Source organism: Bacillus sp. AR2-1 (assembly GCF_008368755.1).
Lineage (GTDB): Bacteria > Bacillota > Bacilli > Bacillales > Bacillaceae_G > Bacillus_A > Bacillus_A wiedmannii.
The window spans coordinates 34,027-55,956 of the sequence record NZ_QORY01000029.1 but is presented as its reverse complement, the minus strand read 5'-3'; the positions used below and the strand labels follow the sequence as shown (position 1 = coordinate 55,956).

Annotated in this window: 22 protein-coding genes and 5 pseudogenes; 15 read left to right on the top strand and 12 right to left on the bottom strand. The window is 31.8% G+C overall.

Features of this window, described 5'->3' with window-relative positions:
* Positions 1-50: 50 nt before the first annotated feature.
* From DT250_RS26825 to DT250_RS26775, 12 genes and pseudogenes are all read left to right on the top strand, one after another.
* Positions 51-497, top strand: a pseudogene (locus DT250_RS26825) (NUDIX domain-containing protein).
* A gap of 198 nt (positions 498-695) precedes the next feature.
* Positions 696-959, top strand: a complete 264-nt coding sequence (locus DT250_RS26820) for a heterocycloanthracin/sonorensin family bacteriocin (RefSeq protein WP_060486806.1) — start codon at positions 696-698, stop codon at positions 957-959.
* Between the two features lie 102 nt (positions 960-1,061).
* Positions 1,062-2,078 (top strand): serine hydrolase domain-containing protein, encoded by a 1,017-nt coding sequence (locus DT250_RS26815; protein ID WP_149213969.1) that lies wholly within the window; start codon positions 1,062-1,064, stop codon positions 2,076-2,078.
* 31 nt (positions 2,079-2,109) lie between these two features.
* Positions 2,110-2,253: a hypothetical protein gene (locus DT250_RS31850; protein WP_179952866.1), complete on the top strand. Its 144-nt coding sequence runs from the start codon at positions 2,110-2,112 to the stop codon at positions 2,251-2,253.
* Positions 2,254-2,524: 271 nt separating this feature from the next.
* Positions 2,525-3,733, top strand: coding sequence for an L-lactate MFS transporter (locus DT250_RS26810; protein ID WP_149213968.1), 1,209 nt, complete (start codon positions 2,525-2,527; stop codon positions 3,731-3,733).
* A gap of 235 nt (positions 3,734-3,968) precedes the next feature.
* Positions 3,969-4,595: a cadmium resistance transporter gene (locus DT250_RS26805; protein ID WP_097908367.1), complete on the top strand. Its 627-nt coding sequence runs from the start codon at positions 3,969-3,971 to the stop codon at positions 4,593-4,595.
* A 179-nt stretch (positions 4,596-4,774) separates the two neighbouring features.
* Positions 4,775-5,191: a GNAT family N-acetyltransferase gene (locus DT250_RS26800; protein WP_097857611.1), complete on the top strand. Its 417-nt coding sequence runs from the start codon at positions 4,775-4,777 to the stop codon at positions 5,189-5,191.
* A gap of 217 nt (positions 5,192-5,408) precedes the next feature.
* Positions 5,409-5,924, top strand: a pseudogene (locus DT250_RS26795) (DinB family protein).
* A gap of 281 nt (positions 5,925-6,205) precedes the next feature.
* A pseudogene (locus tag DT250_RS26790) lies at positions 6,206-6,649 on the top strand (NUDIX hydrolase).
* A 30-nt stretch (positions 6,650-6,679) separates the two neighbouring features.
* Positions 6,680-7,797, top strand: a pseudogene (gene dnaN / locus DT250_RS26785) (DNA polymerase III subunit beta).
* A gap of 22 nt (positions 7,798-7,819) precedes the next feature.
* Positions 7,820-8,332: an NUDIX hydrolase gene (locus DT250_RS26780; RefSeq protein ID WP_149213967.1), complete on the top strand. Its 513-nt coding sequence runs from the start codon at positions 7,820-7,822 to the stop codon at positions 8,330-8,332.
* A gap of 97 nt (positions 8,333-8,429) precedes the next feature.
* Positions 8,430-9,368, top strand: a complete 939-nt coding sequence (locus DT250_RS26775) for a hypothetical protein (protein WP_097890147.1) — start codon at positions 8,430-8,432, stop codon at positions 9,366-9,368.
* 60 nt (positions 9,369-9,428) lie between these two features.
* Here the strand turns inward: DT250_RS26775 and DT250_RS26770 are convergent, their stop codons facing one another.
* On the bottom strand, positions 9,429-10,391 hold the full coding sequence (locus DT250_RS26770; RefSeq protein WP_149213966.1) for an MBL fold metallo-hydrolase: 963 nt from the start codon (positions 10,389-10,391) through the stop codon (positions 9,429-9,431).
* Positions 10,392-10,684: 293 nt separating this feature from the next.
* On the opposite strand from DT250_RS26770, the gene DT250_RS26765 reads away from it, so the two are divergent.
* The gene (locus DT250_RS26765; RefSeq protein WP_149213965.1) at positions 10,685-11,680 is read left to right on the top strand and encodes an LAGLIDADG family homing endonuclease; all 996 of its coding nucleotides are present in this window, start codon (positions 10,685-10,687) and stop codon (positions 11,678-11,680) included.
* Positions 11,681-11,832: 152 nt separating this feature from the next.
* Positions 11,833-12,228 (top strand): RidA family protein, encoded by a 396-nt coding sequence (locus tag DT250_RS26760; protein WP_087984485.1) that lies wholly within the window; start codon positions 11,833-11,835, stop codon positions 12,226-12,228.
* A gap of 732 nt (positions 12,229-12,960) precedes the next feature.
* Here the strand turns inward: DT250_RS26760 and DT250_RS26755 are convergent.
* The 6 genes from DT250_RS26755 to DT250_RS26730 all read right to left on the bottom strand — a co-directional run bounded on the left by DT250_RS26755 (position 12,961) and on the right by DT250_RS26730 (position 17,430).
* Positions 12,961-13,776: a YwqG family protein gene (locus DT250_RS26755; protein ID WP_097890145.1), complete on the bottom strand. Its 816-nt coding sequence runs from the start codon at positions 13,774-13,776 to the stop codon at positions 12,961-12,963.
* 78 nt (positions 13,777-13,854) lie between these two features.
* Positions 13,855-14,262: a DnaJ family domain-containing protein gene (locus tag DT250_RS26750; RefSeq protein WP_097890144.1), complete on the bottom strand. Its 408-nt coding sequence runs from the start codon at positions 14,260-14,262 to the stop codon at positions 13,855-13,857.
* A gap of 21 nt (positions 14,263-14,283) precedes the next feature.
* Positions 14,284-15,480, bottom strand: a complete 1,197-nt coding sequence (locus DT250_RS26745; protein WP_149213964.1) for an alpha/beta hydrolase — start codon at positions 15,478-15,480, stop codon at positions 14,284-14,286.
* An 80-nt stretch (positions 15,481-15,560) separates the two neighbouring features.
* Positions 15,561-15,926, bottom strand: coding sequence for a hypothetical protein (locus tag DT250_RS26740; RefSeq protein ID WP_088063628.1), 366 nt, complete (start codon positions 15,924-15,926; stop codon positions 15,561-15,563).
* A 268-nt stretch (positions 15,927-16,194) separates the two neighbouring features.
* The gene (locus tag DT250_RS26735) at positions 16,195-16,566 is read right to left on the bottom strand and encodes a YxiJ-like family protein (protein ID WP_088063629.1); all 372 of its coding nucleotides are present in this window, start codon (positions 16,564-16,566) and stop codon (positions 16,195-16,197) included.
* Positions 16,567-16,578: 12 nt separating this feature from the next.
* Entirely contained in the window at positions 16,579-17,430 is an 852-nt protein-coding gene (locus DT250_RS26730; RefSeq protein WP_088063630.1) for a patatin-like phospholipase family protein, read from the bottom strand.
* Positions 17,431-17,609: 179 nt separating this feature from the next.
* Here DT250_RS26730 and DT250_RS26725 point away from each other — a divergent pair, with 179 nt between their 5' ends.
* Entirely contained in the window at positions 17,610-17,987 is a 378-nt protein-coding gene (locus tag DT250_RS26725) for a PH domain-containing protein (protein ID WP_000522465.1), read from the top strand.
* A gap of 121 nt (positions 17,988-18,108) precedes the next feature.
* Here DT250_RS26725 and DT250_RS26720 read toward each other — a convergent pair.
* The 5 genes and pseudogenes from DT250_RS26720 to DT250_RS26700 form a co-directional block, all read right to left on the bottom strand.
* Positions 18,109-18,566 (bottom strand): annotated as a pseudogene (locus DT250_RS26720) (GNAT family N-acetyltransferase).
* A 1-nt stretch (position 18,567) separates the two neighbouring features.
* Positions 18,568-19,089: a YfiT family bacillithiol transferase gene (locus DT250_RS26715; protein ID WP_087984454.1), complete on the bottom strand. Its 522-nt coding sequence runs from the start codon at positions 19,087-19,089 to the stop codon at positions 18,568-18,570.
* Positions 19,090-19,102: 13 nt separating this feature from the next.
* On the bottom strand, positions 19,103-19,633 hold the full coding sequence (locus DT250_RS26710) for a GNAT family N-acetyltransferase (protein ID WP_149213963.1): 531 nt from the start codon (positions 19,631-19,633) through the stop codon (positions 19,103-19,105).
* 62 nt (positions 19,634-19,695) lie between these two features.
* Entirely contained in the window at positions 19,696-21,018 is a 1,323-nt protein-coding gene (locus tag DT250_RS26705; protein ID WP_149213962.1) for an NAD(P)-binding protein, read from the bottom strand.
* 71 nt (positions 21,019-21,089) lie between these two features.
* Positions 21,090-21,869, bottom strand: coding sequence for an undecaprenyl-diphosphate phosphatase (locus DT250_RS26700; RefSeq protein ID WP_060486786.1), 780 nt, complete (start codon positions 21,867-21,869; stop codon positions 21,090-21,092).
* Between the last annotated feature and the right edge of the window lie 61 nt (positions 21,870-21,930).

Here is a 21,930-nt window from a genome sequence, read left to right as displayed (position 1 = left end):
GTAAAGATGTGAAATGAAAGATGCCATTAAATGACTGGGAGGAATAGCAATTGAAAAATAAATTTCATCATATTGTACGAGCTGTTATGTTAAAGGATAATAGATTATTATTGGCTGAATATATTGGCCATCATTATTTTTTACCAGGTGGTCATGTTGAAGTTGGCGAGTCAGCTGAGAATGCATTAATAAGAGAACTATGAGAAGAACTCGGAGTAAATTGTAGTATAAAACAATTTTTAGGCGTCATAGAAAACCAATGGCAAGACCATGAAGTTCTTCATCATGAAATCAATCATATTTTTGAAGTAGATTCGCAAGAGTTACATATTGATTTCATACCAAAATCTAAAGAATCTCATTTAGCGTTTCACTGGATAGATTATAATCAAGAGGCTTTACATACGTATAAAATCATGCCAGTACCTTCAGTTAAAGAGTTACTAGAAAGGAAATTAAGCGATGAACGACTAAACTGTTGGATTAGCAATTTTTAAACACCTCTATTAATAGTAAATACGTCCCTGAAAGGAGATTAAGAAAATAGGCTGAAAAACAAGGTACATCACCTAGTGTAAGTTCATATTTTGTTGATGTACGCATTTAGTCTATAGCCTTATTTCTACTTTGTTTGCAAAAATATATAAACTTTAACATTGGGACGGAATTTATTTTTATAAATGGAGGGTTTCGTAATGAATCAGTTTCAACAAGAACTACAATCATTAAACCTTAATGATTATCAATCTGGTAATGTTGTGTATTGGGATCAACTACAACAAAATCAATATCCATACTATTACATTCAAGACGATGCACGTCGTTGCGGCGGATGCGGAGGTTGTGGTGGTCGCTGTGGTGGATGTGGCGGCGGAAGATGTGGAGGATGTGGTGGTCGTTGTGTAGGCTGCGCTGGATGTTTCGGTTGTTTTAACTGCTGGAACTGGTGGATCATTTAAGTATAGAAAACTAACAATGGTGTACATGAAAGAAAGGTGTAAATACTATTTTATACTTTTCTTTCATGTTGTAATTTTTTATTCGTGTTAAGGGGGATTTATTTGTATACATACGATAAGTTAATTTCTTGGGTAGAAAATATAAAAGAAGAAAATCATAGTTCTGCTACAGCACTGTGTATAATAAAAGATAACAAAATCGTACTAGAGCATTATAGTGGCCATCATTCAAATACATCTATAAGTAAAAAAGTAACCGCATCTTCACAATTCAACGTTGCTTCTGCGAGAAAAAGTTATTTAGGTTTAATGGTAGCATTTGCGCTTTACGAGGGGAAAATAAACTCTATTGATGATGAAGCGATACAGTATCTTAAAGACTTTGATCCTGTATTACTTGGTAAAACAACAATAAGACATTTAGTAACCCATTCGCACGGTTTAGGAGAAACGCATGATGGGACAATTTTTCGTGAATTTGAACCTGGACAAGCATGGGCGTATAGAGATGTTAATGTCAGAATGATAACACGTCTTATTTATCAGCTATATAGCAAAAGTTTTCCTGAATTGTTAAAGGAGCGTGTATTTGATCTAGCTAACTTCAAAGAAACAGGTTGGAGAATTCAGGAAGATGAAAACTTAGTTAAAGTTGTTAATAATCCAAGTGAAGACGCGATTAGTGAAATTGGTACGGTAAATGATGGTACTGAAAAAAATCTATTTGTCTCAGCTAGAGAATTTGCTTATTGGGGCAATCTTCATTTAAATCAAGGTATGATAAACGGTCAACAAATTGTTCCAAAAGAAGTTATAAAAATTGCTACGAGTTTGCAAAGTCCAACATTTGCAAACAAAGAACTACCACAAAATGGGTTATTTTGGTTCGTTCAAAATGAACCTACGCTTTTAAGTGAACTTGGTGAACGAGTTCCAAAAGGATCGTATCAAATATTAGGAATTACAGGACCGACTCTTTTAGTAATACCTGAATATAATGTAGTTGTTGCGAAAATGTATAATAAAAGATATAACTACGGCGGTGATAATTATTTATATTATTTACGTGAATTTAGCAATTTAGTCGCTGATACATTTCGTAACGGTAATGGGGCATAATTACTCCTATAATGAAAAGGAGTGAGAGAAAGTGAAAGATAAAATGAATAAAAATCAAAAGCAAAACCTTAAAGATGTAAATACAGAACAAAATGCGATTTATAGCGATCCAAAAGATGCGGCTAATATGCAAACGGTACCGCAGCCGAAGGATTTTGATGAAATTGAATATTAATTTTTCGTTCATCCGACTATATGATGAATGAAAAATACATCTTAAGTCCCATCACATGATTGAAATCTTTTGGTATTCTATATACATAAGCATTTGAAAATGTCTTATCTTAACAAAGCTTTCTTTAAGTAGATCTAAAAGACACTTCATTATGGAGTGTCTTTTTGTGTACATGAATTCAATTTCCATTTTTCATGCAGTATCTTGCTTCTTATGATGGTTATACTAACTGTGAAAATTCATGTCATGATAAAAGAAGGGGACAGTTAGTATGAAACAAACTTCTATAAATCCGTTACTAATTGTTCTAGGTACAATCATTGTTCAAATTGGCCTTGGGACAATTTATACATGGAGTTTATTTAATCAACCCCTTGTTAGTAAGTTTGGATGGAACCTCAATTCCGTAGCGATAACTTTCTCCATAACAAGTTTTTCATTATCATTCTCAACTTTATTTGCAGGAAAGTTGCAGCAAAAATTAGGACTTCGTAAACTCATCGCTACTGCAGGGATTGTTTTGGGACTCGGTTTAATACTTAGTTCACAAGTTTCTTCCTTACCATTACTATATTTATTAGCTGGTGTCGTTGTTGGTTATGCAGATGGAACTGCTTATATTACATCACTATCTAATTTAATTAAATGGTTTCCAAATCGAAAAGGACTTATTTCTGGCATATCTGTTTCGGCATATGGAATGGGCAGCTTAATCTTTAGATATATAAACGGTAGTCTTATCGATAGTCTTGGTGTATCACAAGCATTTTTATATTGGGGTATCATCGTTTTACTTTTAGTATTAACCGGATCGTTCTTCTTACGTGAAGCAATAGTGAGTAATACTGTAACTGAGACATTACACAATGATTATACGCCTCGTGAAATGATGCGAACGAAACAAGTATATCTTTTGTTTTTTATGCTATTCACATCGTGTATGGGCGGTCTATATTTAATCGGTATGGTAAAAGATATTGGTGTACAGCTCGTTGGACTTAGTGCAGCAACCGCCGCTAACGCCGTTGCAATGATTGCAATTTTTAATACGGTAGGTAGAATCGTTCTTGGAACGTTATCAGATAAAATTAGCCGAATGAAAATTGTCTCTGCAACGTTTATTATTATTGGATTGTCAGTCTTTACTTTAAGTTTCATTCCACTAAATTACAGTATTTATTTCGCTTGTGTAGCAAGTGTTGCCTTTTGCTTTGGTGGTAATATCACAATCTTCCCAGCAATTGTTGGAGATTTCTTCGGATTAAAAAACCATAGTACAAATTACGGGATTGTATATCAAGGTTTCGGGTTTGGTGCACTTGCAGGAGCGTTCATTGGAGCATTACTGGGTGGATTTCAACCGACCTTTATTATAATCGGTGTTTTAAGCGTTATTTCCTTCATTATTTCGATATTAATTCGTCCACCAAAAGCAGAAAACAAAAAAGAAACACGACATTTATATCGGAAAGTAGCTTAATTATAAAAAGAGTCCTTGTATAGGGCTCTTTTTATATTACAAAATAAGTGAAAATGATTTGAAAGGTAATAAAGTAATTTATTTCTTTAGCAACTAAGTAGCAGATTGGTAAAATATTCATATTGTTTTATAAAGGCATTGAAATCATGTTATAAACCTACATTAACCACCTTTGTTATTAGATATGCAATTCATTTGTACACCATTATTTTATTATAAAGGTAGTTGGCTTATATTGGTTACAACTATAATTTCTTCTTTTATCGCATTCACTTCAACAAATATTGATGACATTTTTATACTTCTTGTTTTATTTTCGCAAGTAAGGACAGGAGTAATTAAGAAAGAAGGTAGTACTGTCCGAGGGAAAACTAAAATGAAAGAACTTTATATTGTTATTGGACAATATTTTGGGTTTAGTTTAATTATTTTTCTAAGTATCATCGGTTCTTTAAGCTCTTTTTTCATTCCTGTTTCGTGGATCGGATTATTAGGATTCGTGCCAATTTATATGGGAGTGAAAGGACTATTGTCACTTCGTTCTTATAAAAGTAACGAAGTCATTGCTAACGCTTCTAGTTCAATATTTAAAGTAGCTTCAATTACATTAGCTAATGGAGCTGATAATATTTCGATTTATATACCAATGTTTGCTAGTCAAAATCTTAATGCCAATATTGTTACATTAGTAATCTTTTATTGCATGATAGCAATATGGTGTTTTATTAGCTACAAATTGATAAGAGCTCCTATTTTAGCTAAAGTACTTGAGAGAAATTGTCATATTATCGTTCCAGTCGTTCTAATTGGTTTAGGAATGTTCATTCTTATCCGCAGTAATACAATTGAATTATTGTACTAATATGTTGAAACTTAGATTAAAAAGAATCAGACGCCATAAAAAGCCGTACTACAGATAAAATGTAGTACGGCTTTTCTTTATTTTAGTGAAATGAAACAGTGCTCTACGACTATTAAGTTAGACAGGATATTACGATTATTAAATTGAATAGATACTTTAAAAGGAGTGTGCTACTTAAAATGAAAATAGTAAAACAATGGGTCCAAGAAGATAGTGATTACATAAGAGAAAAAGTAATTGAATATAACCAAAAACATATTTCGGATGAAGAGAAAAAGCCTTCAGAAAAAATTAGTTTTATAGTGAGAAATGAAAAGGAAGAAATTGTAGGCGGAATAACTGCAATTACATTTTGGCACCACGTACATGTCGATTTCCTTTGGGTTTCTGAAGAGTATAGACACGAAGGCTACGGAAGCCAATTAATAAAGCTTATTGAAGAATTTGCAATTGAACAAGAGTGTAGGCTAATCAATTTAGATACTTTTAGCTTTCAGGCACCTGCGTTTTATAAAAAGCATGGATATAAAGTGATTGGAGTAAGTGAAGATCATCCGAAAGGACATAATCATTACTATTTAGAAAAACGTTTATAAAGTGTATATTGAATTAACATTAGTATTTTGAATACAAATTTATCCTTTTGGATTATGCATTTAAAGGAGAATCTTGAGTGAATGCATATTTAGAGGCACTTCTAAAGCAAAAAAAGATCGAAGTGGAATATTAGTTACGGGAAACTAATTATTTTATAGCGAATATACCTAAAATAGGCATCTAAATATATGCATTCAGATGAAGGGGGGAAATGTTATGAATTCATTTGTAAATGATAGGTTTGATGAAACGAGAAAATATCTATTCGAGGAAATTATGATATTGGATGATGCTCAATTCAATAGTAAGCCAGACATGAATAAATGGAGTATAGCACAAGTATGTCATCACTTAGTTTAATTGGATAAAGTGGTCATAAAGGTTATTTCATCTGGCTTAAAAAAGATTGATAGTACCCTAAAAGAGCGTCGAGAAATCCGCTCTATATTACAAGATAGATCGCTAAAATTTATAGCTCCAGGAATGATTGAACCAAGTTTAGAACCATTTGAAGTCCAGAAAATAATCGATATGTTAAACGAATCGAGAAAAGAATTAATGCGTTTCCTAAGTACAATAGAAGATGAATCTATATTAACGATTAAATCAGTGATGCATCCAGCTCTTGGAGAATTACATCTTGATCAGTGGATAGAACTGATCTATTTGCATGAACAGCGTCATATAGAACAAATCAAAGAGATAAAACTACTTTGTGAAATTGGGAAGTAAAAAATCTTTGGCTATTAACAAAAAATACGGGTCTCATATGTATACTTTTAAAATTGATCTAAAGAAAGGCTAATTTGGAATCCGTTTGTTATACAAGTTTAACCTCGTCTCAAAATGAGAGCGGGGTTTTTATTAATTTTGGAGCTACTCTGGGATTTTTATTTAGTATTAATTTAATCAATTTTTATTCTAATACTTAGGGAACTTACTATTAAACCGAGTTAATGATAGAATGATAAACAGACAGAAAATTCCTTTTATTAAAAACAGAGGAGGTACGTATGAAAAAAGTAAATGTTACATATGCACTTTTATACGATAAAACAAACGAAAAAATCTTAATGGTAAAAAACAAAGGGAAGAATGGTTCATATTACACGCTACCAGGTGGCGCAGTTAAACTGGGAGAAACGTTAGAAGAGGCAGTAATTCGGGAAGTGAAAGAAGAAACCGGACACCATATAACTGTAAACGGCATTTGTTACATTAGCGAAGCTTTTTTCGAAGAGAGAGGACACCATGCAATTTTCTTTAATTTTTTAGGTGAAATAATTGACGGGCAGGCAAATATAACAAGGCCAAAAGAAATTGAATAGATTACTTGGATGGAATTACATAGAGCAGCACCGCATTTACGTATACCAGAACACTTACTAAATATATTACAAAGGAAAGAAACAGTGCCTTACTTTTTTAACGGGACAATCGTTCATCAATCTTCATAACATTATCAATTCATGTAAGGCGGGGAAAAAATGGAGTTTATCGTTAATCATAAACATTTCACTCAAGCACTTTCAGAAGTAAGTAAAGCTGTATCTACCAAAGCTATAATCCCTATATTATCTGGCATAAAAATAACTGTAGATCAATCGGGAATTACTTTAATCGCAAGTGATTCAAATATTTTCATCGAAAAATTCATCCCTAGTTCCACTGAAGGCGACCAAATTACAACTATAGTAAAAGCAGGAACTATTGTAGTACCTGCAAAATATTTCATTGAAATTATAAAAAAAATGCCAAGCGATGTATCAATAAAAAGTACGAATGAGCAAATAATTACGATACAGTCAGAAGAAATCACATTAAACTTAAATGGACTTCCAGCATATGAGTTTCCGAATGTACCACTTATAGACGATCATGCAAAAATACAAGCAGAAACAGAACAATTGATTGAAGTATTTAAACAAACTGTCTTTGCAGTAGCTAAAAATGAATCTAGACCCGTTCTTACGGGAGTACATATCGAATTATAATTTGTGCTGCAACTGATTCACATAGACTTGCTATACGCGAAACGATAATTTCTACAGAGGTGAAAGCAAGTTGTATCGTACCAAGTGCAACTATTAGTGAACTGCTAAAATTAATGAATAGTAATTCAGAATTCGTATACATCTATCTTTCAGAAAGTCACATTATTTTTACATTCGGTACAACTACATTATATTCAAGATTAATTGAAGGAAAATATCCTAATATATCTAGTTTAATTCCAAATGAATTTCAAACAGTCATTAACGTAGATAGAAAAAGAATTTTACAAGGTGTAGATCGATCCAGCTTATTATCAAGTGAATGGGCAAATAACAATGTTAACTTAGAAATTATAGACGAATCCACAATTAAAATTTCTTCTAACGCTTCTCAGATTGGAAAAATATCCGAGACACAACAGATAGATGAGATTCAAGGTGAAAAACAATTAAATATATCTTTCGATGGACGATTTATGATGGATGCTTTAAAGGCGATAAAAGAAGAAACGGTTACTTTAAGTTTCAGCGGTTCTATGAGACCAATATTAATTGAAGCAGGGACACCATCTGCAGCAGTACATCTTATATCTCCAGTAAGAGCTTATTAATAACAAAGGAAGGAATCACATTATGTACAAGTACACTTTATGTTTTATAAAGAGAAATGAAGAGATACTTATGTTAAATAGAGAATATGACCCTGTAAAAGGATTATGGAACGGGGTAGGTGGAAAGATAGAAAAGGGAGAAACACCTTTAGAAAATGCGATTCGTGAAATAAAAGAAGAGACTAATATAGAAGTTAAGCATGAACAAATTCAGTTTAAAGGTATTATTAAGTGGGAGGACTCATCTTACTCTGGTGGTATGTATGTTTATTTAGTAGAGCTACTTAATGAATTTACATATCAAACTCCCAAAAAAGTATCAGAAGGAATTTTAGATTGGAAAGAGATTTCTTGGATTCTAAGTGACTATAATTACGGCGTAGGAGAGATGATACCTAAATTTTTATCTGAAATACTCCATAATGAATTAATATTAGAAAACAACTTTGTTTTATCTAATCATAAATTAATAGATTATAGGAATGAAGAATTGGCTAAGCAGGAAAGTTCTATAGATAAGATAGTTCAATTATAAAAAGCAGGAATTGTAATCTATAATACGCAGCACAATCATTATAACCTAAATATAAAAGCCATAGATTATTCGAAGAGTAGCTAAGGAGAAAACTTATATGAGGATGAGTGTAATGAAGAAAATAATTATTTTACTCATAGCTATAGTTCTAATTACTTTTGCTTTTTATCAATACAACAAAAAAGATAGCGTAGCTAAAAATGATAAAGTGTATGTAGAAGACTTTAAAGGAAAAAATGATTCAAATAAAATACAATCTGCTATTAATAAAGCAGAATCAAGTACAATTAAAACAGTATTGCTTGAGGATAAGAAGTATAAAATCACGTCACCAATCGTAGTGAAAAAAGGTGTAAAATTATTATTCGGTTATGGAACACAGTTTGTTGTTGAAGGTAATTTCAGAGTTCTAGAATTAGAAAAAAACGCTTCTATCGAAGGAGCCTATATAGCTGTAAACGATCCTACATTTAATTCTGAAGTTATATATTTAGACGGCAAAAATAAGTATTATAACACTTGGCACAAAACACAAATAAAAGATATAAATATTATTAATTGGACAGAAACAAATAAAGGTACTGGAATTTCTTTGTATTCTGGTGGGAAAGAAAATGAAATTTCATTTATTAACTTTGAAAATATAAAAGTTGTAGGAATGGAAACTGGGCTGAAATTAGTAGCAAAGAAACCGCAATCTGGTTATGCTTGGATAAATGCCAACCGTTTTATAAACTTCTCACTTGAAGATTGTGTAAATATGATTTATATGGATAGTAATGTAACTACACCAAATGAAATTAGCGGTAATCAATTTACAAATCTACAATTACAGCCATCAAGTAAAACGAAAAATATATTAAGAGTAAGTGGACAACATAACGAGTTCAATGGAATGGTGTGGGATTTACAGAAAATCAATCACGAAAACGAACTTATTGAACTAACTGATAAAAGTATGAATACGGTTATTAATATTACCTCTGTACAAACAAATAGAGTTTTAGATAGCGGTAAAGCAAATATAGTGAAATAAGGTTAAATACAGAAAAAGAGCGAATTCCTTATAATAGAGATCGCTCTTTTTTATTTATAGTTAAATTTCTCTCCACCAAGTTGATGAAGGATAGTCTGTAGATTTTAACGTGATAGATTCACCAATTTGTGGCGTTGCAATATTAACTCCTAAACGCTTTGCTTCTTTTGTCACACGTTCAATAGGATCACTCCATTCATGTAATGATAATGTAAAAGCACCCCAATGAATCGGAAGAAGTAATTCTCCTTTCACGTCAATATGAGCTTGCACTGTCTCTTCTGGTAACATATGAATAGCAGACCACCTTGGATCATATTGCCCGCATTCCATTAACGTAAGATCGAATGGACCGTATTTATCACCAATCTCCTTAAAGTGAGGAGCATACCCGCTATCACCACTAAAGAAAACTTTAGTCTCTTGACCAAGAATAAGCCATGAACACCATAACGAACAATCTCTATCTGTCATACTTCGTCCTGAGAAATGCCTTGCAGGTGCGCAAACTAATTTTATATTATCAAACGTAATTTCGTCCCACCAATTATGTTCACTAATTTTGCTAGGTGAAACACCCCATTTAATTAAATATTGCGCAACTCCAGTTGGAACATAAAAGTGCTTCGCACGATCTTTTAACTGCATAATACTCTTGTAATTCAAATGGTCATAGTGATTATGTGAAATGATAATCGCATCAATTTCTCGAAGGTCTTCACGTTCTAAAGAAAAAATACCACTATAACGTTTACTATTAAACAGAGGAAATGGGGAAGAGGCATCTCCAAACATTGGGTCTAATAACAATGTTTTACCTTCTATTTTCAAAAGAGAAGCAGAGTGCCCAAACCATGTCACACTCTCTAAAGACTCATTATTTTTATCCGATAAAACAATAGGTAAATTCTTTAAAGGACGCAGCTTTGATTTCATTTTAAAGTAATCAGTCATTAAACCGATTATATCTTTCGGTTTAAAACTTACATCAGTATGAATTTGATTCATATATTTCTTTTTCATTCGTTCTCCTTTTTACGTTTAACAATATACGTATGTTGTTATTGTAGCTATTTGTAGTTTAAACGAAATTAATTTACCTTTCATCTTAAATTCAGTACATTTCATAAATTTGTCAAATTCATTATTCTTATATATAAAAAATAAATCAGGCAGCAGATAAAACAAATATAAAGTAAATGTAAATTGTTTTAATTTGGTAAATACTTTCTTATAAACAACGAAGAACATACGTTTTGTTATATGTTGTAGAAGAAAATACGTCTCTAATTATTAAAAGGAAGGAGAGGATGTAAGTGCAAATAGAGAGAAAAAAGAAATCAAAATGTAAACTATCAAAATCTCAAATAACTCAGCTATATGCAGAAGGGAAGAGTACCTCAGAAATAGCTACGCTTGCCAATGTGTCTGCTAGATATATTCGTATGGTTTTAACAGACAATAACGTTCCAAGGCGTGCTATAGGGAGTTGGAAAAGGAAGTATGACATATCAGAAGATTATTTTAAAACATGGTCAAATAACATGGCTTATATTTTAGGATTTATAGCAGCAGATGGTGTTATACAGAAAGAAAATCAATGTGTCAGTATATCTCAAAAAGAAAGTTACATTTTAGAAGATATAAAACAAGAACTACACACCAACCAGCCACTATATCAAAATAAAAAAACAGGCGTATATATGCTAAACATTAATAGCAAAACAATAAAAGACGACCTTATGAATATACATGGAATCATGCCATGTAAATCATTAAATATCAAATTCCCATTCGTGCCTGAAGAATATTTACATCATTTTGTTCGTGGATATTTTGATGGGGATGGTTACGTCAAGTATGAAAATTATATAGTAAGCTTTGTAGGAGGATCATATAGATTTATGAATTCTTTACATCAAATTCTTCAAAATCACAATTTACGAGCCGATTTACTAAATCAAAACAAACATTATCGCGTTATTTTATCTGGAAGAAAATCAATACAACTATTTTCAAATTGGATTTATAAAGACAAAGATATTTATTTGCATAGAAAATATGAAGTGTTTCAGAAAGAAAGTCTAAGTTTAGACCAATTACAAGATCGAAAACTAAAACAAACTCAAACCGCCGTTAAACAAAGAAAACAAAATTTCCTTAAAGCATACATGAAAGATAAGTGTAATGCTACAACTTGTTCAAATTTAGAAATAAGCGAATCGACTTTTAAACGTTGGTTAAAAAATGATAATCAATTTAAAACAGAGTATGAAAAGATTAGTTTGACAAGTTCCACTAGCGATAACTAAATATAAAACTCTAGAAAACCTTATTATAGGTATGAAGATAGCAATACTAAGGTTTTTAATTTGAAATCATTAAAGGATTCTTAGTTTTATTTATAGAACATAACAAATACATAGATTTTATAATTAATTTGCTAAAAAAGGAGAGGGACACCCTGCAAAAGAAATTTATCAATCCAGAAACGATGCCACCAACTTTTGGATATTCGCATGTTGTCGAAGTTAGTAACGCTAAACGAACAATTTACATATCTGGACAAGTAGCAATCAATACTGATGGTCAAATAGTTGGCGTTGGTGATTTAGCTACACAAACACGACAAGTATTCGAAAACATTAAAAGTGCATTAGAAACTTCGGAATTACAATTTAATGATGTAGTAAAATTAACGTTTTTCTTAACAGATATTTCTCAAATGGCCATTGTTAGAGATATTCGAGATCAATACATTGATACTAAGAATCCACCAGCAAGTTCGGCTGTAGAAGTTAGAAAGTTAATTAACGATAACTTATTAATTGAAATCGAAGCAATTGCTGTAGCAAACTAATTTTAAAAACTTATTCGTAATCATATCAATGCAATTCGTTTAATGCGTTCATTTAAAACGAATTGCATTTTTTATTGTCTTAAATATAATTTATATCTGGAGACATTTTTATCAACAACTTATAAAACAACAAAAAAACAAACAACTAAACAATCCATCACACAGAATGATTAAAAAGAACAAGGGGAGGCTAATCACCAACGCTAACGTTTAATAAGTTTATTATTCTAAGTTAGTTAACATAATATATATTATAGGCAGTTGTAGAAAAAAGCGATATCAGGTATCAAAAACCAAGTAAACTATACTTAATGAGACGGAGCGGAGATTTTTAGTGAGATTTACATAAAATCGTATCTAAACGAATTTCTACAGTTTTTATCATTCTTTTTGTTATAAATCCATCACAGCAAATTCAAATCAATAATCCATTAAGAATTATCGAATCAAAAACATTTTTGATCGACAAGAAATTTTTATACAGAAAAATTATTTCTATACAAAATATAAATTATTAAATTCATTTTATGTTTTACTTAATAAATTTATATTGCTATTTACACACGTTTTATAACTTTAGATTATTTGTTGTTATTTCTGTCAGTTACACTTGACTTTTATTGTACTTACCGTTCTTTATTCTAGTTAACATAACGTTTATTTTTAACATAAAAAAATCTCCCTCACCTTTAGGAAGATTTTTTAGCTTGCTAGTATTTCAGTTATATGTTTTTAATAACAATCCCAATTGTAAATAACATTGGAAAAATCTAGATTTAATAAATCGTCTTTCTTTATAAAGAAATTAGCAACACCAGAATCTCCCCACATAATATTTAATGAATCATCTGTATCAATTTGCAACAATAACATGTCATGTTGCTGGTATTTTTCTTCCCATTCCCTTGGATCTGTCTGTGTGAAAAATGGATAACCACCAATTTTATGCCCTTGATCTTTACATAAATCATCATATAGTTCGCCTAATTCAGTATTATTTTCTTCATCAACAATTTTTTCCCAATCAATTTCCTCACTAAACATCTTTTCAAATCGATAATCCCTTGATGTTACTGGTTGATAACCTAATTCAAGCTTTAATTTCGCTGCTTCAGGAATGATAAAGTTCTCTAATTCTGAAGTGTTTAAATAACTAAAATCAGTAATTACCTTATTTAAATCTTCTATAATTGTAGAATGATAAATAATTCGAAAGTCTTTTTGGATTGTTGGATGATCAAAATCTGCTCCGTAAAGTTCATCTTCAGCACTTACGAAAAACTGTAGCATACCCTTTTGAGGCATATATTCAACATGCGGCATTTCTTCAAAGTTTAGCTGCGCTAGTAACATCATAGGTTGTCCATTTGAATCTTTAGGATGCTCTTGATCTATAGGTAAATACGGATAACCACCAAATTTACTTTCAAAAAGCGTTGTCTCTGCTAATGTTCCAGACACTTTAATATAAGGTTTCACACTTTCTTCTAAAATACTACGATACTGCTCTAGTTCTTTCGGAATTTGAAGCTGATACGTATTCTTCATTACATTTGCCTCCCTTTAATAATGAATTGAAAATGCCTTACTTAATTATATAGCAAAAGATAGCTTCATTGAAAATTGTTAAAAATCCGTTTTCACCCTCGTTTTTTGTGCACTTGGTGGACAAAGTAGATTATGTTCTAAAACCTTTTTATTAATAGTTCGAATTAAATCCGCTGCTTCTGTAGTATTTGTATTTTCTTTTAGCTTTTCTTTTAAATCATCAATTTCCTTTGAAAGCTCAATCCACCTAGGTAAAACATGATTATTCTTTAACGTTCTATAAAGTTGCTTTTCAGGATTGTATGAAAGGTCTTTATCAAGATTAAGAGGTTTCCCTTTACCTGGCAAATTATCAAAAGACCCTTTCTTTTCTGCTTCTTTAACGATAGAACTAATATGATCCTCATACGTATAAGACCAAACTTTCTCATCTTTTACTAATATCTCTTGCTTTTTTAGTTTTTTATCTAGTTCTTCTTGATTCATAGACTCTCTCTCCTTTTTAATTTAGAGTGTTGTTTTTGTAAGTTTTAATGCTTTCAATCCATCAAACAACTTTTCTCGCCACCAAACACCGTCATGTCCGCCTTGAAACTCTTCATAAGTAATTTGGTACCCTTTTTCTTTTAAAGCTTTATACAGGCGTCTATTAGCCGTTAAAAGAGGTTTGTTTTCAAGTTCTCCTGCTGCTATGTAAAAATGAGGTTGACTCGTATCGGAATCTATAGATGAAATTTGATTTTCAATCCAAGGAATTTGATTTTCATAACCATCCTTTTTCCAATGCACGGATCCAGACATTGACAACACGTTTCCGAAAACATGTGGATTTTGAAGTGCTGCATAAAAAGCTGCTAAGCCACCAAGACTGAAACCGGCAATTGTTGTATGTTTCGCTTCTTGATGCACACGATACTTAGCATGAATCCACGAAAGTAATTCCTCCGTTAAAAATGCATTCATTTTATCGTTATAAGTTAGCTCTTCTAGTCGATCAACAGGATCTATTGCAACAGCAATACAAGATGGGATTTCTTTTTCGTATATTAAATAATTGAGTGTTCTTGCGATTGAAAGGTTATTAATGAATGAATTCCCATCTAATGCAATGAGAAGTTCTTGAAGGTGTGAAGTGTGAGAATAGTCATGAGGCGTATAAATATGAATGTTACGTGTGTTATTTAAAATCGTACTATGAAAAGAATATGTTTCAATTTTTCCAGATGGATAATGATCTGAAGGGAAACGACTGCTATACTGCACTTCCATCCCTATACTTAACACTGATGCTTTATTAGCACCTTCTCCAAATGTATTTCCATTAAATCGGTCTAGTTCGTACTGTTCACTACGCTTTATCCAATCATTTTCGAAAAAATCGTTTACTGAAAAATAGTAAGTTGAAATAAATCTCTTATCCGTCCTAAACGTTTCATACCAAATATCTGTCTGTAACAATCGTTTTAATTGATTTACAGACAGATCCCAACCAGGAAAACTACCGAATACATAAACATTTTCAGTTTTTTGGTCCCCTAACCATATATACGTTATAAGCTTATACTGATTATTTACAGGACATTGTTCTATTAGTGGCGTATGATTTGACTTTATTTCATGCAAAAAAGTATAAAAAGCTTTCTCGTTTCCATTTTTTAATTGATTATTAAGCTCCTCTAATTTAGGACTAATTATTGAAGTCACCCATCTTCCTCCTTTGTATTTCTTTTCACTAGATTGCTTTTATAAAAATTAGGATTAGGATGATATTGTATTTAGATGAGTTATTTATTAGAAAGTTTATCAATTGCCTGAATAGAAAGTTCCAACGCTTTGATTCGTCTTGTTAAAAGAGTTCTTTGCGGACTACCTACTTTAGACTTATCATAGGCTCTCTCAATTGATGGAAGTAAACCAACAAGGACATTACGAGCTTCTGCTAACTCTTCTTGACTATACTGGTGACTTTCTTGATTCCAAACGTTTTCTAGTACTGCTAACCCTACACAAACGGCTTTAAGTCGTTTTTTCACTAATGTAGTATTTGCACCTTTTTGAGTCATCTGTAATAGTGCATTTTCAAGTTTACGAATAGTCGATTGTAAAGATTTTCTTGATTCCGATTTATCTATATTTGATACGTTTTCCATTTTACTGTTGTTCCTCCTGGCTTAACTTATTTAATACTGGATATAATAAGTACTTGATTTCACTCGAAATATTTTATCATAAATAACTAACGATATTCGAGTTGGACAATCCATTAAAGGAAAACAATCGCTAAACGCCTCTCCTCCCTTACTTCATTCTATAATTACTTCTTTCTGCACATTAAAATTCCTATATAAGCAAGGTATAAATATTGTCTTTTTTATGAACAAAATACGCACAAGCAGCATAACTTGTACGTTTTAATTTTTATTCAGTAAGATAATATAGTAATAGTTTTCGCGCTTTCTCATAATTCATGAAATCTCTATACAAAACGGGATACTTCACAATTTCTGTTTCTATAGAACGATATTGCGGAAACCATTCAAAAAACGATTTCCTTAACCACTTTATTTGCTGAAACGTAATGTTCTGTTCGTTTCCATTTAGTACAGAACTTAAAGTACCTGCTGTATGCATCCAATAATGATTAAAATCAGCGTTTATACAGTCATCATCTGTAAATTTACTTTTTAAGTCTCGTTGCAATTTTCCTGTAGCACGATACGGAAACGGTTTATGCAGCAGACTATGCATTTTCTGCAATTCATTAAAAATAACCATTTTACCTAATAGCAACTTTCCACCCCTTTATTTCTCTATCCAACTTAATAATTTTTCATAATGATATTGAGCATCTGTATAGCCAAGATTATATAAATTAACTAGCTTTTCTTTATTTCTTTCTATTCCGCTTATAGGAAGTTGTGAGCTAGGCTGAATTACATAAAAATTATCTTTCTGTTCGTTGCCATTCATATAAGTTACGGTTTCATTATAATAACGATAATGTTCTACTAAATGTTCTGCGATTTTCGGATATTTACTATATAAAATTTTAGCCAGACCAGAAAATTTATTCCGCTGCTTCTCATATCCTTCTGGCTTTGTCATAATCACGACGTTCTTTTGATAACCATCAGTTTGTGCTTTTAGAACCGGTATAGGATCTATAATCCCTCCATCTAGCAATTTTAGATTATCATATTCTACAGCAGGCGCTATAAACGGTACAGAACTTGATGCGCGAATGATTTTTAAAATATCATTTCCGTGTTCTATTTTATTGTAATAAACTGCTTTTCCTGAATCACAATCAGTCGTTCCTATAACAAATTGTTCATTGGAATTTAAGAAAGTTTGAAAATCAAATGGAACAACTTTATTAGGGACTTCATCAAATAAAAAGTCCATTCCAAATAATTCACGTTTTCGAATCAAATTTCGATAAGATATATATCGGTGATCTGACACTAGCTCTGTATTTACTTTTTTATTCCTTCCTTTTTGACGTGATAAATAAGTTGCGCCCATACATGCACCAGCGGATACGCCAACTACATACGGAAAGAATAAGTTCTTTTCCATAAAATATTCGAGTACTCCTGCAGTATATAGACCTTTCATTCCTCCGCCCTCTAATACTAAACCTATATTTTTCATGCTATATCCCTCTGCTTCTTTTTTCTTACTTACATGTTAACACAAGATTTTAAGACGAGGTTATATAAACGAATTGCAATAATAACCAGAAACTACTAAAGTAATGTCATAATTTCTTAGTAAATAGCATGGTACAATATAAGTAATACATTCCACAATTAACCGAGGAGGAATTTCATATGGGTTTATTTAGCGGTATTTTAGGAAATGCATCAAATGCGAGTACAGAAAGTGTAGAACGTGATTTAGAGAAGATTATGTTAGACGATGAGAAAGTTGAACATGCTTATAAATTAATTCGTGATTTAATCGTATTTACAAATCGTCGTCTTATTTTAGTAGATAAACAAGGGATATCAGGTAAAAAAACAGAGTATCATTCTATTCCTTATAAAAGCATTACACAATTTAGCATTGAAACAGCTGGGCATTTTGATTTAGACGCTGAGCTTAAAATTTGGGTATCTAGTTTGAGTACACCAATTACGAAAGAATTTAAAGGTGACGATAGTGTTTTAAGCATTCAAAAAGCGTTAGTAACATATACGACGAAATAACGCTTTTATGTATATTTATTCGTTTCCGAAATTACTAACCCGAGTATTTTGGAAGAATATGCATAAATTTTGTATATTTAATCTTAAGTAACAGAAAAAGGTAAAGCGTATTTCAAATGCTTTACCTTTCTTTTTTGTAATAAATGAGTGTAGTTTTATCATTTAATTTCTTTATTACTTCTGTTCTTTTATACCCCATTTTTTCGTATAGAAAACAATTTCTTTCTTCTTCTAAAATCGTAGCAAGTTCAAAACTCCTTGCTTTTGGAAACATCTTTTCAATTAAAATAAGTCCCTTTTGAGCGATTCCTTTCCCTTGATAGATTGGATGAATGAACATTGGACTGATCCAAAATTTATAAGGTAGTTCTTTTTGAGATATACATATCGCTCCAACAAGGTTCGAATCTATTATCATCTTATAAAAGTTGTTGCTTGGATTATTTATCCTTAAGTTTCATTTGCTGGATTTGTTTCATAGTCTTTATATTTATTTAATAAAGGGCTAAATGAGTCTATTTGCATTTGAAATAAAACTGCTGCATCATTTTCTGTTGCCTTCTCTAATGCAATCTCCATGTTACCAATTTAGTCGCTTTCTTAATGAAGTTATATGCGCTGTATGATGACGTCCATGCCATGCATATAGTCCAATTGCAGCAGCAAGTTTTGTTTCACCAGTTTCCGGATGATTAAATGTCTTTTCTAGATCTTCTAGTTCTAGAGAATATAAAAGGTTAACCCATCTTTTATGTAACGATTCTAACATTACTAGTGAAACGTCTACTGGTAATTTAGAATCAGGTAGTTCTGCCCACTTCTCTTCTTTATATGGTTTAATAGTAGGATTCTTTTCTGTTAGTGCTAATTTAAAGCGTATGTAGCTATTCATATGGCTATCAACAACGTGATGAACTACTTGACGAACCGTCCATCCACCAACTCGATATGGTGTGTCTAACTGCTTCTGATCTAAATCTTTAATTGCTTTTGCTAGTTCATTAGGTAAATCTTCAATTTCTTGAATCCATGTATCAATCATTTCTTCAGTTATAGGACGTTTGTATGTAAATTGCCCAATTGGATAACGTAAATCATTCATGTATAAGTCCCCCTTAATATAAGCGCGAAGTATTTCTCCATATATAATGTACAAAATTCACATGTTCTCCATTTAATTCTACAGATGTTGTATCTGCTTCGTTATGATAGGAAGAAAACCCGCTTTTTTCTAATACACTTTGTGATGCGAGATTATTATTAGTTGTTTTAGCATGAATCTCATTAATTTTATTATTTTTCGCTACGTCTAAAACTAATTTTACAGCTGCTGTTGCAACCCCTTTTTTAGTAAACTTTTCTCCGACTCGATACCCTAATGAACTGCTTCGAGTTTCTGTATCAATATCTACTAAATTTATTCGGCCTACAATTTCTTTTTCTTCATTACGAATTAAATAAAAATAAGAATCTCCATCCGCTTGTTCCATTAATAAATCATCTAGTAGTTTTTGAAAATATTCAAAATCAAAATATTGCGAGCCACGATTTGGTACCAGTGTTTCAAAAAAAGATTTATTCGTAAGTTCAAACGTAAATAAATCTTTAGCATCGTGTTTCTTTAATTGTTCTATGTATATTTTCATCTCGTCTGCCCCTTCTATATATACTAACTGTTATATATTCTTTTTAATCGATTATTTTCCTGCTAATTCTTTCGCTTCAGTAATACAGCAAGTAGTACTTTCGGATGAAATAGGTGCAATGGACTACGAATTAAATTCATCACTCTTACTAATCGAATATAAACATAAGAGTCAGTTGCAGATAGTTCATATATTTGTTTCGTATACCATAGCTGAAATTTTTGCTTTATCGATAATTTTCTTGTTAGCTGAGGATGACGTGATATTTCCGTTGTAGTCATTTCCCAAGGAGTTTGTATGATATTAGCGGTCTTTTTATAAAATCGCTGTGTAAATGTTTTATCAAGCTTTTGTCTCTTTTGCAAAAGTAACTGCAATTGGTGAGCTTCCATAGCTGCAACTGAAACACCTTGCCCAAAAACAGGATCAAAACGACAATGTGCATCCCCAACTACTAACAACCCTTCTGGTAAATGATTAACTAAATCAAATCGCCGACGTACTTGATAAGGAATTTTGTACGTTTTGATATTTGAAATTGCCTCAGCTTTATTTAGAAAATCTGTCACATTAGAAATTGATAGGTTTTCAGCAAAATCATAAAACTCATCATCTGTTTGTGGTGCTTTCTCATTTGCATATCCGCTGAAAGTAACAAAATAGCGATTATCCTCAATCGTTTGAATAAGAACACCATACGGATTGTCAGGGAAACTTGGAGACATTAGCATATTACAACAGTCTAATTTCTCATTTTCATTGAGTTTAAACATTCTAGTTGCGTAAAACAAATCAATGCGCACTTTCTCTTCTTGCACTTCAATATTGTATTCACGTAACCACGCTATACTTTTTGAACCGAATCCGCTTGCATCAACAACAATATCTGCTTGAATTTCTTCTTGCGTGCCCGTCTCTAAGCATTTAGCTTTTACTCCACTTACTTTGTTAAGCTTTCCATCTACTAATAAACCATCAACTAATGTTCCAAATTTAGTGGTAACATTTGAAATATCATTAATTCGTTTTTGAATATGCCATTCAAGCAAAAACCTACTTTGTTGAATCATATGTACTTTACCTATGAATTGCTGTTTCCATAAACCAAATTGATGCCATTTTATATCACGAGTAAAGTTATTTACGATACTACCTGTTTCAATTAATTCATTAGTGATAGTAGGAAACAATTCCTCAATCGCTTTTTCTCCACCTTTTAATAACACATGAGGATGATTACTTTGTGGAACTCTTTTTCTCGAAGACTTTCCATCCCATCTTTCACCAGCTTCTATAATGATTACGTCTTTAAAAGTAGATGATAATGCTTTTGCTGCGAGTTTTCCTGCAATACTTCCGCCAATAACGATAGCCTTATTAAACATATTTTCCCCCTTAATGAAAGAAGACCCTGCCTTGTATGAATGAAACAGGATCTAAACGAATAGTTACTACATTAAAACACATGAGTAAATTGTAACGTTAAAATTAAAATGCCTAATCCCCATACGTAATACGCGAATACTTTTAAGGAGTGACGTTTTAAATATTGAATCATCCATGAAACGGCTATATAACCGAAAAACGCTGCTGATAATGTGCCGACGATTAAAGATGTACTAGAAATAGATTCTGCTTTCCCTTGATAAACATCTGCTAATTGCAAAATGATAGCTCCGACAATGGCTGGCGTTGATAATAAAAAAGAAAAGTAAGCAGCAGTTTCGCGGTCTAACTTTCTCCATAATGCAGCAACGATTGTCATACCAGAACGAGAAATTGCTGGGAAAATAGCAGCAGCTTGAAATGAACCGATAATAAATGCATCTTTATATGTAATGTCATCCATTTTTTTACGACCATTTTTTTGTTTATCAGCCATATATAGAAAGAAACCTGTCACTAAAAACTCCCATCCAATCGTAATGCCTGTTTTTGAAATATCCTCAAAAAAGTCTTTAAATAACAATCCGATTACAACTGCGGGTATCGTCCCGACAATAAGTAGTAGCATTAGTTTGGAAAATGGATTTTTAATTAAATATATAAATTCTTTTTTGTAATAAATAAACACTGCAAGCAAAGTTCCAATGTGCAGCATCGTATCTAAAAACAATCCTGCTTCATCTAATTGAAACAAATGCCTTCCTAAATAAAGATGACCCGTACTACTTATCGGTAAAAACTCTGTTAAACCTTGTATGATCCCTAATATAAAAGCTTCTAACCAATTCATGATGGTCCCCTTTCTCGTTTGCTTGTACCAATATATGAAGGTTAAATTTTCGATATGAAAA

Coding starts and splice junctions, on each gene's coding strand:
- DT250_RS26820 (WP_060486806.1), top strand. CDS start 696: ATGAATCAGTTTCAACAAGAACTACAATCATTAAACCTTAATGATTAT.
- DT250_RS26810 (WP_149213968.1), top strand. CDS start 2,525: ATGAAACAAACTTCTATAAATCCGTTACTAATTGTTCTAGGTACAATC.
- DT250_RS26800 (WP_097857611.1), top strand. CDS start 4,775: ATGAAAATAGTAAAACAATGGGTCCAAGAAGATAGTGATTACATAAGA.
- DT250_RS26780 (WP_149213967.1), top strand. CDS start 7,820: ATGTACAAGTACACTTTATGTTTTATAAAGAGAAATGAAGAGATACTT.
- DT250_RS26775 (WP_097890147.1), top strand. CDS start 8,430: ATGAGGATGAGTGTAATGAAGAAAATAATTATTTTACTCATAGCTATA.
- DT250_RS26770 (WP_149213966.1), bottom strand. CDS start 10,391: ATGAAAAAGAAATATATGAATCAAATTCATACTGATGTAAGTTTTAAA.
- DT250_RS26755 (WP_097890145.1), bottom strand. CDS start 13,776: ATGAAGAATACGTATCAGCTTCAAATTCCGAAAGAACTAGAGCAGTAT.
- DT250_RS26750 (WP_097890144.1), bottom strand. CDS start 14,262: ATGAATCAAGAAGAACTAGATAAAAAACTAAAAAAGCAAGAGATATTA.
- DT250_RS26740 (WP_088063628.1), bottom strand. CDS start 15,926: ATGGAAAACGTATCAAATATAGATAAATCGGAATCAAGAAAATCTTTA.
- DT250_RS26730 (WP_088063630.1), bottom strand. CDS start 17,430: ATGAAAAATATAGGTTTAGTATTAGAGGGCGGAGGAATGAAAGGTCTA.
- DT250_RS26725 (WP_000522465.1), top strand. CDS start 17,610: ATGGGTTTATTTAGCGGTATTTTAGGAAATGCATCAAATGCGAGTACA.
- DT250_RS26715 (WP_087984454.1), bottom strand. CDS start 19,089: ATGAATGATTTACGTTATCCAATTGGGCAATTTACATACAAACGTCCT.
- DT250_RS26710 (WP_149213963.1), bottom strand. CDS start 19,633: ATGAAAATATACATAGAACAATTAAAGAAACACGATGCTAAAGATTTA.
- DT250_RS26705 (WP_149213962.1), bottom strand. CDS start 21,018: ATGTTTAATAAGGCTATCGTTATTGGCGGAAGTATTGCAGGAAAACTC.
- DT250_RS26700 (WP_060486786.1), bottom strand. CDS start 21,869: ATGAATTGGTTAGAAGCTTTTATATTAGGGATCATACAAGGTTTAACA.